Below are 12,947 nucleotides of genomic sequence, written 5' to 3'. Positions count from 1 at the left end.
TCGCGACAACTGAACGACTTACTTCACATACATCCCCACCTACTTGTTTCGGCCTTGGCCGCGCCCATCACCTGATTCGCGCTCTTCGCGTTCTCGTTCTTTATCCCTCGCCTTCTCCTGACTCCGTCCTTGCTCCTGCGAGACACCACGACCACGTTGCATGTTGTCCTGATTGACCTGCTGCCTTTGCTGTTCGCGTTGCACAGCTTCTGGCCTTTGTGGCGACTGAACGCGCGGGGCGACTGGAGCGCTCGGTTGGCGTGGCGCTGGCGAAATTTCCCGCTGGCTATCCTGCGGCCTGTCCTGCAACCGCTGGCTTCTCTCGGGAGGTGCTACCTGACGATCCTGCCGAGGAGACTCAGGCGCTCGTTGCACGGCCGGTGCCTGCTCATGCTGCCGTACCATGGCATCACGCGGCTGGTAGCGGTAGTTCCGGTTGTGAATTTCCCGCTGCTGCTCGAATTGAGGGTAGCGTTCACCGGAATATTTTTTCTGGTAAACGGGCAGTGGTGCGGGATCTGGAACAGAACGGCGATTCCATTGATCCCATCCGCCGCGATGCTGCGCCCAGTCGTTGCCCCAGTGATCGTCCCAGCGTGGTGGCGCATCACGCCGCCAGCCGTAGAAGTACGCGGGAGGATTCCGGTAGTAGCGCACCGGGATGCGCAGAACGAATAACGGTACAACCTCCGGAGCGACAAACGCCCACGGCCCGTTGTACCAGGAGCTGGCGTACCAGTTGTCCCGCTCGTAGACCCAGTACATGCCGTCGTAAAAGAAGAAATTCGAATTCACACGCGGCGCGTAGTAGACCGGGTAGCCCGGAACCCGGACGAGTTCCGGGTACAACGGTAAATTTATCCCGATGCTTACGCTGACCTGAGCAATAGCTGAACTTGCCGATAAAAACACCATCCACAGCACAATAAGTAAGTAGCGCATTTTCTGTTCCCCCGTTTCTTCCGCAGGATTCGTGGAGCTGCCGCCTGAAAGTGACACGCCCCCAAGTTCATTGAACCTACTTTGATCAGGTTATCTGATTCGACGGGAATCCTCTGTACGCCAGCGCACACAAGACAGGTTGAATATGAACGAAGCCGCTTTATGGGCGTTGTTCGCTTTGATCCACCGTGGGCAACGGGGAAGCCCTTGGCCTTCCTGTCGTTCTCAATGAGTTGCTCTGTTCGATGGCGCACAGAGTTCGTTCTGAAGTTGCGGATAATTGTCGTTCTGTGGCTTGGAGCATCCCGAGCAAGACGGGCCATCAAATAGACAAAGACAAGGAGTATCCGCATGAACAGCAAATTGCTCTCTTACAGCTTCTCGGCCGTGTTACTTGGCTCGCTCTCTCTTTTTTCCGTCGCCAGCGCCAATGACGATGCCGTCATCCAGCACTACGGCAACGTGTCTTATGTATCCGGCGGTGTCGGCAGCGAGTCGATCGACCGCCTCAATTCACTGGTTAGTGATTTCAATCTCAAACTCGTATTCGCGCTGAACAATGGCGAATACGTCAGCGGTGTCCGCGTTGTCATTGCTGACATGAAGGGAAAAACGGTTGTCGACACTACATCTGAGGGGCCATGGTTCCTGGCCAGCTTACCGATGGGGTCGTATCAGATCGTGGCCACACTCGCAGACAAAGCCGTCAAGCGCCAGGTTGCTGTCGGTTCGTCAAAAATCAGGACGGTCGATTTTCGCTGGAGTGCCGAGTAAGGGCCGTCAACAGCGGTAAACACAACCGGAAAGAAGAGGTTTTCAAATGAACATTCACCTGACCCTTGCCCCGATGATTTCACTGATCGCCGGGATTCTCATCCTGATGGTGCCCCGCTTGCTCAACTACATCGTCGCCATTTATTTGATCGTTATCGGTCTGATCGGGATCTTCGGCGCCGGTAATTTTCGCTTTTGATTAATTCCGTAGATGACCAAGCGCACCGAACGCACCGAACACACTACGCCGCGCAGTATTCGCTAGCCATGGCTCTATTGCGTCCCGCCTGCTTTGCCCGATACAAGACCTGATCAGCTTCTCCCATCAGGTTTTCGAAGCTGAGGTTTTTGCCGTTCATTGCCGTAACGCCAATCGAGATGGTGACCTGTACGCAGACGCCTTCTCGAGGAGAGATACGGGCGTCAGCGACCATCAAGCAAAGCCGCTGCGCAACCTCCACGGCATTGCTTCCGTCGGTTTCAACGATAACGGCGGCGAATTCCTCTCCACCGATCCGGCCAAAGATATCAACGCTGCGCAGCGTATCGCGGATCAGTTGCGACACCTTCTGCAGAACCAGGTCGCCAACGCTGTGCCCCCACGTGTCGTTGATCGTTTTGAAGTGGTCAATGTCGATCATCATCACGGCGAACGGTCTTTGATAGCGCGTAGAGCGCGCCAGTTCGCGCTCAGCCAGTTCGAAAAAGTGGCGGCGGTTGCACAGCCCGGTCAGATAATCCGTATGCGCCTGCTCCTCGGCCTTCTTCTTGAGAGTGCGTTCGATTTCGAGGGTTTTCTGTGCCAGAAGAAGATTCATCGAGGACTGCTGAACCTCTTGCAGCAGGCGGCGTGAGCGGGCGTTCAATATCATCGCAAACAAGCCGCCGATGATCAGACCGTTTGCAATCAATACCTGTCGGCCGAATAGGCTGTTTCCCGTGTCGTTCAGACTGCTGCTGGAAAACCAGAACACGGTAAAAACAAGCGTGATTGTAAAGAAGAAGACTTGCAGCCAACGCCGATTCGGCGACTGCTCCTTGCGCAGGAAAAAAGTCATGAACACGAAGTACCACCACGAGACCCGGATCAGCGCGAGGTTGACGATTACGGCCTGCGGGATATAGCCCAGCGCCATGGCGACAAGTTGAAGGGGAAACAACAGCAGAAGCAGATTGAGCCCGCGCATCAGTATCGGCGGCGGTTCGTAGGGTTTGAACAGCTCGCGGCAAAAAAGCAAAGTGGTGAAGGCCACTCCGCAATAGGGAATGGCGGAGGACAATTCAACCAGTTGCGGATAGTCCATGGGAAGCCAGGGCGCCAAATAGCCGGTAATGGCAATGCCGAACAGGGTGTACACCGCCTGGTGAATGGCAAATAGACCGACAACCCGCAGCCGGTCAAGCAAATAGCTCTGAATCGCCCACAAGAGCAGTAACAGCATGGCCGTCACGAAAAGCACTTCCAGGAGGTCAAAATGGTCATCCAGGCGTTCCGCTTCGCTGGGCTCAAGGGCGAGCACAGTCAATTGCGACGTGCTCTTGGTCTTGAGACGGAGATAAAAAGTGGCTTCCGGCGTTGCGACGTTTACAACGAATCCGAGGGAGTGTCGGCCACGTTCACGCTCACTGAATGGGTAATGGTTGCCGGTGACTCTTGTTTTCCAGCCCGGCGAATCGCCCGCTTCCGCCTCGAAAAGACGAATCTCATTGAGAAAGGGCTGGCGAATGAACAGCACCACCTCATTGCCGTTGGCAGGCGCTCTGACTCGCAGGCGTATCCAATGCACGGAGTCGGTTATGCCTTTGAAAAGAGAAGGCCCAAGCGGTTGAAATTCGCGACTTGCGACATCTGCGATGGTCAATGTTCCGCCCACGTCTTCCAAAACGGCACGAGAAACAATCAAATCCCCGGCTTTGGCGTGCGGCACGAGGATGAGACAGGTAATCAGAAGCAGGAGGCGAAAAAAACATTTCATGGAATCGGCATGCCAATGTTCGTTTTTGGTGTTTTCGGCGAAGGAAACCCGTCTGCTTTCCCTCGAAGGCCATGGTACAACAGCGCCGTTCTATCCCCTACTTTGGCAACGGTTTTTTCCCGGCCACGAGCAAGCGCCCGAAATCATCGGCCAGCAAGGGCTGGCTGAACAGATAGCCTTGCCCCTCAGGGCATTGCCGGGTCCGGAGGAACGCGAACTGATCTTGCGTTTCGACGCCCTCGGCAATGACCCGCAGATTGAGGTTTCTGCCCATGCCGATGACGGCGCTGACGATAGTGGCGTCGTCGGCATCGATCGCGATGTCGCGCACGAAGGATTGGTCGATCTTCAGGATGTCGATCGGGAATTTCTTCAAATAGCTCAGGCTCGAATAGCCCGTACCGAAATCATCGACGGCCAGTTTGACGCCCATGGCTTTGAGTGCGTCAAGCTCCGCAATCGAGGATTCGACATCGTGCATGAGAATGCTTTCCGTCAATTCCAGTTCGAGATAGCCGGGCGCCAGACCGGTTTCTCGCAAGATGTCGGAAACACCTGCCAGAAATTCCTTGTGCCTGAACTCCACGGCCGAAATATTCACCGCCACCGGCACCGCCGGCAGACCGGAATCCAGCCAAGCCTGCGTTTGCCGGCAAGCTTCGCGCAACACCCAGCGGCCAATTGGCACGATGAGGCCGCACTCTTCCGCCACCGGGATGAACGGCCCCGGTGGGATGAGTCCGAGATCGGGGTCCTGCCAGCGAATGAGCGCCTCGACACCGGTTATCCTCCCCGAAACAAGTTCGAATTGAGGTTGGTAGTGCACCAAGAACTCCTCCTGCTTCAGGGCCCGACGCAGGCTGCTTTCGACGAGCAGGCGGCGCACCGCGCGGGTGTTCATGTCGGATCTGAAAAACTGGTAGTTATTGCGCCCGTCTGACTTGGCGTGATACATCGCGGTATCGGCGTTCTGCATGACGGTATCGACAGTGTTGCCATCGTCCGGAAACACGCTGATGCCGATGCTCAAGGTGACATGGATTTCCTGTCCGCCGACGAGATGGGGGGCTACGAATGCAGCGAGCAACTTCTCCGCGATCAGTGCCGCGTCTTCCGGGCGCTCGATTTCGGCGAGCAGGATCACGAACTCGTCCCCGCCTTGGCGACACACCGTGTCCGTCGCGCGCACATTCGCCGACAGCCGATTGGCGACCGACTGCAGCAATTGGTCGCCAACTGCGTGCCCCAGCGAGTCGTTGATGTTCTTGAAGAAATCGAGATCGAGGAAGAGCAGCGCGACCTGTTTGCGATGCCGGTTCGCTAATCCGATGGCCTGAGATAGGCGTTCTGTCAGCAACATCCGATTCGGCAAGCCGGTGAGAAAGTCGTGCTGGGCGAAATGCTCCATCTTGAGTGCCATGGCACGCGCTTCGCTGACGTCGTGAAAGACAATCACCGCGCCGATGACATGCCCATCGCGGCCATGGATCGGTGCTGAGGAGTCTTCTATGGCCGATTCGAAGCCGTCGCGGCGAACGAGTACGCAATTGCTCTCCAGCCCGACGACTCGGTCTTCCCTGATGGCGCGCTGCGCGGGATTTTCCGCCGCTTGACGCGTTGTTCCGTCAATGATTTTGAAGACGTCCGCAAGCGGCTGTCCTGCGGCCTCCTTGAACGTCCATCCGGTGAGCTTTTATGCCACCAGATTAAGGTAGGTCACCTTACCGGCCAGATCCGTACTCAGCACGGCATCGCCGATGGAGTTGAGGGTGACCTGGGCACGCTCCTTTTCCTCGAACAAGGCCATTTCCGAGGCACGCAACACCAATTCGGTCGATTTGCGTTCGGTGATGTCCTCAACGATCTGAATGCGGCCGCGCGCTATCGTCCCGTTTCTTATTGCGACGGCGTTGAGACGCGTCCACACGACACTCTCGTCCCGCCGCAGAAAGCGCGCTTCAGTCTGGAACGACGCCAGTTCATGCACGGCGTCGTTCCACTCGGCAAGCACGCGGGAACGATCCTCCGGGTGGATGGCCCGGCTCCATCGGGTTCCCAGCGCCTGATCGAAGGTGAGCCCGGATATCTTCTGGTAAGTCGCATTGGTGTAAATGCAATTCCCTGCGGCATCGGAAACGAAAATGCCGAGCGGCGACGCATCGCTCATCGTGCGAAATGCAGGACAAGCAATGGGTTCTGCACGGTATCGACGCCGCTTGGCCTGATGTCTCATTTCGGTGGCTTGTCCCTTGGGTCGATACAGTCCATCCGTGACGGTTCGAGATAACGATATTTATATTCGCCGCCGTTTTTTTCATTGCGTCCCTGGCCGGACGATACTTGCCGCGTATCCCTGAAATTTCCTTCCCAGCCGCAGCTTGCCGAACGGCAGCGATAGCGGCGGAGCGGTATGAAAAAGCTCATCAACAAATCCACGGTGCGGCGAGAAACGCGAAAGACAGGGGAGTGGCACCGGGGGCATCTCCGCGTCAATGAGGCGTCGCTAGCGATGTCAGATTTCATGGCCAGGGAGCAAAAGGGCAAAAGCATAAGCTTCTGCCCTGCTCCGTCTTTCGTCGTGCTCAACACCGTGCTCAGGAACGATGTTCCGCATGCTAGTCCTTGTTGCGCTCTTCAAATTTCTTGATTTGCTCCTCGGCTTCTTCCTTCGTGGTGCCGTAGATTTCCTGAATTCTGCCGGCCAACGCATCACGCTTGCCGGCAATCACATCAAGATGATCGTCGGTGAGCTTGCCCCACTCTGCTTTGACCATGCCTTTGAATTGCTTCCAGTTTCCTTCAACGATATCCCAGTTCATTTCAAGCTCCTTGTTTTAGTACTGCCATTGGATCCACTTGCACGGCCGAATCAGCGCCGACTGATCAGGAATGCGGCGATGAGTCCGGCTACCACCCCGACTCCGACGACCTTCCAGGGGTTTTCCCTGATGTACTGATTGGTGGCGTCTGCGGCGTAACGAACCCTTTGTGCGGCATCGATTCGCGCTGCGTTGAGCCTTGATCGCGCCTGATCCAGCGTGGCTTCGATCCTTGCACGTGCGGCGGAAAATTCTTCGGCGCTGGCACTGCCGACCTCCTTCAGCAGATCATCGGCGTCGCCGACAACGCGTTTGAGATCCCTGACGAGAGCTTCCTTGCTGTCTTGGACGCTCCCCTGATTGGTCATAAGTTCGGTCGTCATCATGTCTCCTCGTGCGAATGAATGGTTGATGGTCAACATGGCAATTGCGGCCGGAAAGTCATCCACCTTCCGTGTCACGGCCATGCAGTGAGGCTTCCCGCGTGTGTTCAATCGAACACAACTGTATTCCTCAAGTATTCAGCATGTGCCTCGCACAGCATGCTGTCTGTGCGCCAGCGTACTCATGACAACGCTTTCAAAACCCACGTCGAGAACGACGGCAAAACTCGGGACAGTGTGCGCTGGCGTACAGACCAGCGCATGCACATGAGTAGCATGCATATCAGGTGATGGCGATTTCAGCCGGAGCCGTTGGCTGAAGTCGTCTGGCCAGGGGAATGACAACCGCCGCAATGGGTTGTTGATCAAGCAGTCGAGAGGCTGGTGGGGGTGCGTCGTAAACGCGGCATTGGCAATGCGACGAGAGTCTCTCTGAACGCTGCGCTGCTGCAACTTACGCAAAGGAGACATCAAATGTCATTGGGAACAATTCTGCTGATCGTTGTGGTTCTACTGCTGATTGGTGCGATTCCAAGCTGGCCGCACAGCCGAAACTGGGGCTACGCCCCGAGCGGTGGCCTTGGGCTGGTCTTGCTGATTCTGATTATTCTTTTAGTTCTGGGCAGGATATAGCGCTTTGAACCATGCTTTGCCCAGCGTTTTTAACCCGATTCTGCCACCCGGCGGATCGGGTTGAGCGCTTGGCTTTCCGCTCCCTCTTCAAGGAAAGGAATGCAAATGCTGCACTACGCCATTGTGTTTTTGGTCGTCGCGCTGGTCGCTGCGGTATTCGGTTTTACCGGTATCGCGGCCGGAGCTGTCGAAATCGCCAAGATTCTGTTTTTCATCTTCATCGTCCTGTTTATCGCCTCGCTGATTTTTGGACTGGTACGTCGTAAGTAAGAGTGTGGGAGCATTTAACGGATCAGCGCCAGTCAAATACCACCGGCAAAGCCGGTGGCTTGAGATGGTGAGCGCCTCAAAGGCGCCCATGAAACCGTGAGCCGCCCTTGGCGGCTTACCCCATGGCGAGCCTCATCTGGTCGTAACGCTCGTCTTCCTCTTCTTGATTCCGGATGTACGCTCGGACCATGTTTTCGTCCAGCCACTACCGTGGAAACGAAGTAGCCGCGAGCCCAGAAGTGCTCTCCCGTAAAGTTCTTCTGGCGCCCGCCAAACTTCCGGGCAATCTGGATCGCACTTTTCCCCTTCATGTACCCGACCACGTTCGACACCGCGTACTTCGGGGGAATGCTCAGGCACATATGGACGTGGTTGCCCATCAGATGGCCTTCCACAATCTTCGACTCCTTGTGGGAGGCCAATTCGTGAAAAATCTCCCCCAGGTGTCGGCGCAGTGCTGCTCCGAACACCCGCTTCTTCCTTCGCTTCGGTATAAACACCACGTGATATTTGCAGTCCCATCTCGTGTGGCTCAGGCTCTGGTACTCTTTCATCGTGAATCTCCTTTTTCTCTTGGCAGAGATCAGAAATTCACGCCTACCGTCGTATAGGTCAAACCTTGGTGAGTCCCCCGGCAGAGCCGGGGGCTTACCTCATGCTGAGTTAATCACTTTGCTCTTGGAGAGCCACCTTCGCGGTGGCATCCAAGGCGGCTGATCTATCAGGAACCCGATACACCTGATGCACGAATCGCAGTTTGTCGACAACTGGTGCTGACAGCGACAAGGGATAGCCATCGGGCATCCCCAGGCTTCCGTGTAGGTTGTTCAGCACGTAGCAAAGCGGAAACCAGCGTTCCAGCATCTGATCGAAAGACGCCCTCTGGCCGGGATGTGCTATTCGCGCCAGCGAAGGTTCATCCGGCCGCATCGGGACCAACTCCAAACCACAGGCCTGCACCGTATCCAGTGCATCGACCATGAGCAGATACTGCGCCCAGGTTTCAGCCCAGTCTTCCCACGGATGTGAACTCGCGTAGGCACTGACGAAAGATTTCGACCAGTTCGCCGGCGGCCCCAGATCGTAGTGGCGCTGGAGACTCGTGTCGTAGTTGGCCCGTTCGTCGCCGAACAACCGCCGGAAAGCATCAAGCCAGACGCTCCCGGCGACCAATCGATCCCAGTAGTAATGACCGATTTCATGGCGAAAATGGCCGAGCAGCGTGCGATAAGGTTCGCCCAGCCGTGCTCGCGTGTATTCGCGTTGCACGTCATCCGCCTCGGCAATATTGAGGGTAATGACTCCGCTATCGTGCCCGGTAATGACTTTGCCGGTCTGGACGCTATCGGCAAGGAAACGAAAGGCCAGCCCCTGCCGCGAATCCACCGTCTTGCTCACCGGCACAAGCCCCAGTGTCGACAGCGTATGGAGCAGTCGTCGCTTGGCCTGTTCGAGGCGATACCAGTAGGTGCGATTTTGCGGGAAACCGAGCGACGGAATGATCTCGGTCAGACGACAGGAAGCACACAGGTCATTCGGATCATGCGCCGGCAGCATCCAGTTGCAGACGTTCTCCTCTGCGTAATTGCGGCACATCCGGTAGAGAGAACCGTCGGCGCCGAGACGGCGCCAGAGCCCACCCGTGGCCGGTGCGAGGGCGCTCATCGTATGCAAATCGGCCAGGTAACCCAGTGCCTGAGCGCAATTCTCGCAGAGCACATTCTCGAAGAACACCAATTGACCGCAATGGTCGCAATGAAAAGTTTGCATGACGCATGCTGTCAGAAAAACGGTGGCCGGCAAAGCCTAGATGTTCATAAAAGATGACCTGCGCAGCAGGGGAAAAGGATTCGATTCGTACATCGAATCCTCTGTACTCTCTGCTCTCAATCAGACGCTTTTTGCGGAGCCATTACTTCTTGTCGCCTTTTGCGGCGTCCTGAATGTTTTCTCCGGCTTTTTCAATCTGCTGCCCAGCCTTATCGACCGCTTGGTCGACTTCCTTACCGGCCCGCTCGGCCGGCCCTTCCTGCTTCTGACAGCCGGGGAGCGTTGCAAACACAACGCCGACGACCAAGGCGACCGCAATTGTTTTGAGGATTGTGATTATTTTCATGCTTTGACACTCCAGTAAGCTCGTCACAGGAAAGCGAATGAGTCTGTAGTCGATACATTCGCTTTCCCGATCATGAGGATAAACAGCGGTGCTGTTCCTGCCGTATGGGTTAGCCGCATCACACGTTGATCATCATTTGCTGACTTCGTGACCGATCACGCCGCCGACGGCGGCGCCGCCGACCGTCCCGACTGCACTGCCACCCGTAAGAACGGCACCGCCAACGGCGCCGACTCCGGCACCGATTGCCGTGTTCTGATCCTGCCTCGACATCCCGGAGCACGCTCCCAAACCGAGCAACACGGCGACAGCTACTGAACTGATTGCAAATCTTTGCATCGTTTTCATGGGGTTACCTCTTTAAATTCAGTGTGTTTCTGGTGTTTCATTCCAACTACCTTCCAGAACGTACCTTCGCGTCATTCAGGTAGTCGAAAGCAATTTAGGGATAATCGCCGCCGTCGTCTGTCTGCTAGCGAACACAGGCTCTAATTTTGTATGTGATTGCTGTCTCACCCGGCGAAAAACGGCCCAACAGCTACCGTTGCTTGGGTTGCCTACACATGCTGGCGCTCGTGATTTTTCGTTGCGCTGGTACTCAGCCGGACTGGTATTTACCGGAAAACTCCGTTCAAACCTCATGGGGCCGCTCCAGTACGACTCGGTAGGCCCCCATGCCGCGATTGAGAAAAGCATAGGCCGATCCCCAGAGATAGAGCCGGAAACGACGGTAAAGCTCCTCGCCCCAGCAACGGATGATTTCATCCCGTGCAACCTCTAGCTTCTCGGCCCAGGCCTTACACGTGAGGAAGTAATTGTTGCGGTCGTTGTAGACTTCCAGCACGTCGAGTTGCGTTCTGGACACCGCCGTCAGGAAGTCGTGCAAGCAGAAGAAGGAATGGTCACCGGGAAAAATATAGCGCGAGACGAAGGTTGGTTTGACATGTTTTTCCCGGAAAGCGCTGGCGTCAAGATAGACACGCCCACCCGGCTTCAGCAACTGCTGGAAACGCTGCAGCACGCCGGGGTAATCTGGGAGGTGTTCCATCACGCCGAGAATCACTATCGCGTCATACGGTTCCGCCGAGCGGTGCGTCAGAAAATCCTGATTCAGCACTTGGGCTGGAAGTTGAAGTCGGAGAATTAGATCCTTCACAAATTTTTCCGACTGACGGGAAATTGTCAGGGAGGTGACTTGAATACCGCGCCGTCCGGCATGCTCGGTAAAACTGCCCCAGCCGCAGCCAACATCAAGGACGCGATCTCCCGGCTCAAGTCGGCAAGACTGGATGGCAAAATCCAGCTTGCGACGTTGGGCCGTTTCCAGAGGCTCATCATCGCACTCGAACACCGCCTGCGAATAACAGCGGCTCGGGTCGAGAAATTTGAGGTAAAAGTCATTGTCGAATTCATAGTGAGCGGCAATCGCCTGCCGGTTGGTCGTCACCCGGCCGATGAGCCATGGCGCGATGCGGCGCCAGAGATAATGCAGAGGATGGCTGTCGTTCAATGTGCCACGGAGGCTGACGAATGGCAGCATGTTTCCCACTACATCGAGGCTGCCAGTCATATAAGCCTCGCAAATGCTCAGTTCATCAAACCGGCTGAGGGCGATCAAGCCTCGACGATCGTTAACCACGATATCCACTGTCGGCTCGCCTTCTCCGAAGCGATAAACGCGACCTTCCCATAATCGAATCCCAAAGGGAATCTTGACCTGATCGGCTAGATGCTTCTGAATCCGCTGCAGTATCGGTTCGTAGAACTTTGCCAGAGCAGGTTGTGTATTGGTATTCATCAATTGCGTCACCTCCATAAAAGGATGTGTTCAATTCCGAAGTTCTACGATTTCATAACGCCATTGTTTTTACGTCTTTGGCATGGCCGCGGGAATTGAGTGCACAAGATGAATGTTCATTGTGACCGCCTTCAACGTCTGTTCGCTTCCGTACATAAAGGGCTGACACGTGGCCCCGCCGATCTTCCGGATGGTCTGGTTTTGGCCAAACTTCTGGTCAAGCCATTGGTTGCTAAATGTGCGCTGTCGAACATAATGAAATCGTCAGCCTTTATCGCATCCGGTCTGTGATTGATAGCCCATTCAACGCACGGTTGAAGTCGCATTGATAATCGGGAGAAACACATGCCAACGCTTGATTCGCCGCGCCAAAGCCACCTTCTCGCCGCCCTGCCGGCAGACGAATACGCGCGCTTGTTGCCATACCTGGAAGCGGTTCCGATGCCGCTCGGCCATGTGCTTTACGAATCCGGCGTTCAAATGCGCCACGTCTATTTTCCAACCACGGCCATCGTATCGTTGCTCTACGTCATGGAAGACGGTGCATCGACCGAGATTGCGATTGTCGGCAACGAAGGAATCGTCGGCGTATCGCTGTTCATGGGCGGTGAAACCACCCCCAGCCGGGCCGTTGTACAAAGCGCCGGGGAGGCTTACCGGTTACCTGGGCAGATGTTGAAAAATGAGTTCTATCGCGCCGGTCCGATGCAGCATCTGCTGCTGCGCTACACCCAGTCGCTGCTGACGCAAATGGCCCAGACGGCGGTATGCAACCGCCACCATTCACTGGATCAACAGTTCTGCCGCTGGCTGTTGCTGAGCCTCGACCGCTTGCCCACCAACGAACTGGTCATGACGCAGGAACTGATCGCCAATATGCTCGGCGTGCGCCGCGAAGGAGTCACGGAGGCGGCTGGTAACGTGCAGAAGGCCGGCTTGATCGAGTACCACCGTGGCCGCATCACCGTACTCGACCGGCCGGGCCTGGAAGCGCGGGTCTGCGAATGCTACGCGGTCGTCAAGAAAGAGTCAGAGCGTCTGCTGCCAGACAAAATCGCTTCGTAACCCGCATTTTCGCGGGGGGGGGGATCCTTCCGCCGATACTTGATCGTGTTATGTGCGCTAGCGCCCATACATTCTCCGGTCTTCACTCCACAATGACGAAAATTCTGTCGGGGAAACCGTTTGCCCCGAGTCCGCATCCGACATCGGGATTGCATCGCAATTTATCCATGT

General features: G+C 56.0%; 15 protein-coding genes and 1 pseudogene. 5 read left to right on the top strand and 11 right to left on the bottom strand.

Annotation, left to right across the window (positions count from 1 at the left end; translation table 11 throughout):
• Nucleotides 1–39: 39 nt before the first annotated feature.
• Complete coding sequence (locus GH659_RS08870) at nucleotides 40–942, bottom strand: hypothetical protein (RefSeq protein WP_153111042.1); 903 nt, start codon at nucleotides 940–942, stop codon at nucleotides 40–42.
• 351 nt (nucleotides 943–1,293) lie between these two features.
• Between GH659_RS08870 and GH659_RS08865 the strand changes: the two genes are divergently transcribed.
• Together GH659_RS08865 and GH659_RS08860 are read left to right on the top strand one after the other, a co-directional pair.
• On the top strand, nucleotides 1,294–1,716 hold the full coding sequence (locus GH659_RS08865; protein ID WP_153111041.1) for a carboxypeptidase-like regulatory domain-containing protein: 423 nt from the start codon (nucleotides 1,294–1,296) through the stop codon (nucleotides 1,714–1,716).
• A 46-nt stretch (nucleotides 1,717–1,762) separates the two neighbouring features.
• Nucleotides 1,763–1,915: a DUF3096 domain-containing protein gene (locus GH659_RS08860; protein WP_153111040.1), complete on the top strand. Its 153-nt coding sequence runs from the start codon at nucleotides 1,763–1,765 to the stop codon at nucleotides 1,913–1,915.
• Between the two features lie 43 nt (nucleotides 1,916–1,958).
• Here the strand turns inward: GH659_RS08860 and GH659_RS08855 are convergent, their stop codons facing one another.
• The 5 genes from GH659_RS08855 to GH659_RS08840 form a co-directional block, all read right to left on the bottom strand.
• Entirely contained in the window at nucleotides 1,959–3,692 is a 1,734-nt protein-coding gene (locus GH659_RS08855; RefSeq protein ID WP_153111039.1) for a diguanylate cyclase, read from the bottom strand.
• Nucleotides 3,693–3,789: 97 nt separating this feature from the next.
• Nucleotides 3,790–5,112, bottom strand: a complete 1,323-nt coding sequence (locus GH659_RS14910; RefSeq protein ID WP_211364173.1) for a putative bifunctional diguanylate cyclase/phosphodiesterase — start codon at nucleotides 5,110–5,112, stop codon at nucleotides 3,790–3,792.
• Between the two features lie 273 nt (nucleotides 5,113–5,385).
• Nucleotides 5,386–5,859, bottom strand: a complete 474-nt coding sequence (locus GH659_RS14905) for a PAS domain-containing protein (RefSeq protein WP_211364172.1) — start codon at nucleotides 5,857–5,859, stop codon at nucleotides 5,386–5,388.
• A gap of 448 nt (nucleotides 5,860–6,307) precedes the next feature.
• Complete coding sequence (locus tag GH659_RS08845) at nucleotides 6,308–6,511, bottom strand: CsbD family protein (RefSeq protein ID WP_153111038.1); 204 nt, start codon at nucleotides 6,509–6,511, stop codon at nucleotides 6,308–6,310.
• Between the two features lie 50 nt (nucleotides 6,512–6,561).
• Nucleotides 6,562–6,894 (bottom strand): ElaB/YgaM/YqjD family protein, encoded by a 333-nt coding sequence (locus GH659_RS08840; protein ID WP_153111037.1) that lies wholly within the window; start codon nucleotides 6,892–6,894, stop codon nucleotides 6,562–6,564.
• 474 nt (nucleotides 6,895–7,368) lie between these two features.
• Here GH659_RS08840 and GH659_RS08835 point away from each other — a divergent pair, with 474 nt between their 5' ends.
• Nucleotides 7,369–7,527 carry a DUF3309 family protein gene (locus GH659_RS08835; protein ID WP_153111036.1) on the top strand — a complete coding sequence of 53 codons (159 nt, stop codon included), beginning with the start codon at nucleotides 7,369–7,371 and terminating at the stop codon, nucleotides 7,525–7,527.
• 105 nt (nucleotides 7,528–7,632) lie between these two features.
• Entirely contained in the window at nucleotides 7,633–7,797 is a 165-nt protein-coding gene (locus GH659_RS08830; RefSeq protein ID WP_153111035.1) for a DUF1328 domain-containing protein, read from the top strand.
• Between the two features lie 115 nt (nucleotides 7,798–7,912).
• On the opposite strand, the pseudogene tnpA reads toward GH659_RS08830, so the two are convergent.
• From tnpA to GH659_RS08805, 5 genes and pseudogenes are all read right to left on the bottom strand, one after another.
• Nucleotides 7,913–8,351 (bottom strand): annotated as a pseudogene (gene tnpA, locus GH659_RS08825) (IS200/IS605 family transposase).
• Between the two features lie 109 nt (nucleotides 8,352–8,460).
• Complete coding sequence (locus GH659_RS08820) at nucleotides 8,461–9,567, bottom strand: zinc-binding metallopeptidase family protein (protein ID WP_153111034.1); 1,107 nt, start codon at nucleotides 9,565–9,567, stop codon at nucleotides 8,461–8,463.
• 142 nt (nucleotides 9,568–9,709) lie between these two features.
• Nucleotides 9,710–9,913 carry a hypothetical protein gene (locus GH659_RS08815; RefSeq protein WP_153111033.1) on the bottom strand — a complete coding sequence of 68 codons (204 nt, stop codon included), beginning with the start codon at nucleotides 9,911–9,913 and terminating at the stop codon, nucleotides 9,710–9,712.
• A gap of 132 nt (nucleotides 9,914–10,045) precedes the next feature.
• A complete protein-coding gene (locus tag GH659_RS08810) occupies nucleotides 10,046–10,261 on the bottom strand; it encodes a glycine zipper 2TM domain-containing protein (protein WP_153111032.1) in 216 nt (71 codons plus the stop codon).
• A gap of 283 nt (nucleotides 10,262–10,544) precedes the next feature.
• Nucleotides 10,545–11,711, bottom strand: a complete 1,167-nt coding sequence (locus GH659_RS08805) for a class I SAM-dependent methyltransferase (protein WP_153111031.1) — start codon at nucleotides 11,709–11,711, stop codon at nucleotides 10,545–10,547.
• A gap of 345 nt (nucleotides 11,712–12,056) precedes the next feature.
• On the opposite strand from GH659_RS08805, the gene GH659_RS08800 reads away from it, so the two are divergent.
• Nucleotides 12,057–12,776: a Crp/Fnr family transcriptional regulator gene (locus GH659_RS08800; protein WP_153111030.1), complete on the top strand. Its 720-nt coding sequence runs from the start codon at nucleotides 12,057–12,059 to the stop codon at nucleotides 12,774–12,776.
• Nucleotides 12,777–12,947 lie beyond the last annotated feature (171 nt).

Origin of the sequence: Propionivibrio limicola, from assembly GCF_009469695.1 — a bacterium.
GTDB lineage: Bacteria > Pseudomonadota > Gammaproteobacteria > Burkholderiales > Rhodocyclaceae > Propionivibrio > Propionivibrio limicola.
This window is presented reverse-complemented; position numbering and strand designations above follow the sequence as displayed.

What these genes read in the sequence shown, in the direction of transcription:
- GH659_RS08865 (WP_153111041.1), top strand. Translation starts at nt 1,294, where the DNA reads ATGAACAGCAAATTGCTCTCTTACAGCTTCTCGGCCGTGTTACTTGGC.
- GH659_RS08860 (WP_153111040.1), top strand. Translation starts at nt 1,763, where the DNA reads ATGAACATTCACCTGACCCTTGCCCCGATGATTTCACTGATCGCCGGG.
- GH659_RS08855 (WP_153111039.1), bottom strand. Translation starts at nt 3,692, where the DNA reads ATGAAATGTTTTTTTCGCCTCCTGCTTCTGATTACCTGTCTCATCCTC.
- GH659_RS14910 (WP_211364173.1), bottom strand. Translation starts at nt 5,112, where the DNA reads ATGGCACTCAAGATGGAGCATTTCGCCCAGCACGACTTTCTCACCGGC.
- GH659_RS08800 (WP_153111030.1), top strand. Translation starts at nt 12,057, where the DNA reads ATGCCAACGCTTGATTCGCCGCGCCAAAGCCACCTTCTCGCCGCCCTG.
- GH659_RS08820 (WP_153111034.1), bottom strand. Translation starts at nt 9,567, where the DNA reads ATGCAAACTTTTCATTGCGACCATTGCGGTCAATTGGTGTTCTTCGAG.
- GH659_RS08815 (WP_153111033.1), bottom strand. Translation starts at nt 9,913, where the DNA reads ATGAAAATAATCACAATCCTCAAAACAATTGCGGTCGCCTTGGTCGTC.
- GH659_RS08830 (WP_153111035.1), top strand. Translation starts at nt 7,633, where the DNA reads ATGCTGCACTACGCCATTGTGTTTTTGGTCGTCGCGCTGGTCGCTGCG.
- GH659_RS14905 (WP_211364172.1), bottom strand. Translation starts at nt 5,859, where the DNA reads ATGAGCGATGCGTCGCCGCTCGGCATTTTCGTTTCCGATGCCGCAGGG.
- GH659_RS08805 (WP_153111031.1), bottom strand. Translation starts at nt 11,711, where the DNA reads ATGAATACCAATACACAACCTGCTCTGGCAAAGTTCTACGAACCGATA.
- GH659_RS08845 (WP_153111038.1), bottom strand. Translation starts at nt 6,511, where the DNA reads ATGAACTGGGATATCGTTGAAGGAAACTGGAAGCAATTCAAAGGCATG.
- GH659_RS08870 (WP_153111042.1), bottom strand. Translation starts at nt 942, where the DNA reads ATGCGCTACTTACTTATTGTGCTGTGGATGGTGTTTTTATCGGCAAGT.
- GH659_RS08835 (WP_153111036.1), top strand. Translation starts at nt 7,369, where the DNA reads ATGTCATTGGGAACAATTCTGCTGATCGTTGTGGTTCTACTGCTGATT.
- GH659_RS08840 (WP_153111037.1), bottom strand. Translation starts at nt 6,894, where the DNA reads ATGACGACCGAACTTATGACCAATCAGGGGAGCGTCCAAGACAGCAAG.
- GH659_RS08810 (WP_153111032.1), bottom strand. Translation starts at nt 10,261, where the DNA reads ATGAAAACGATGCAAAGATTTGCAATCAGTTCAGTAGCTGTCGCCGTG.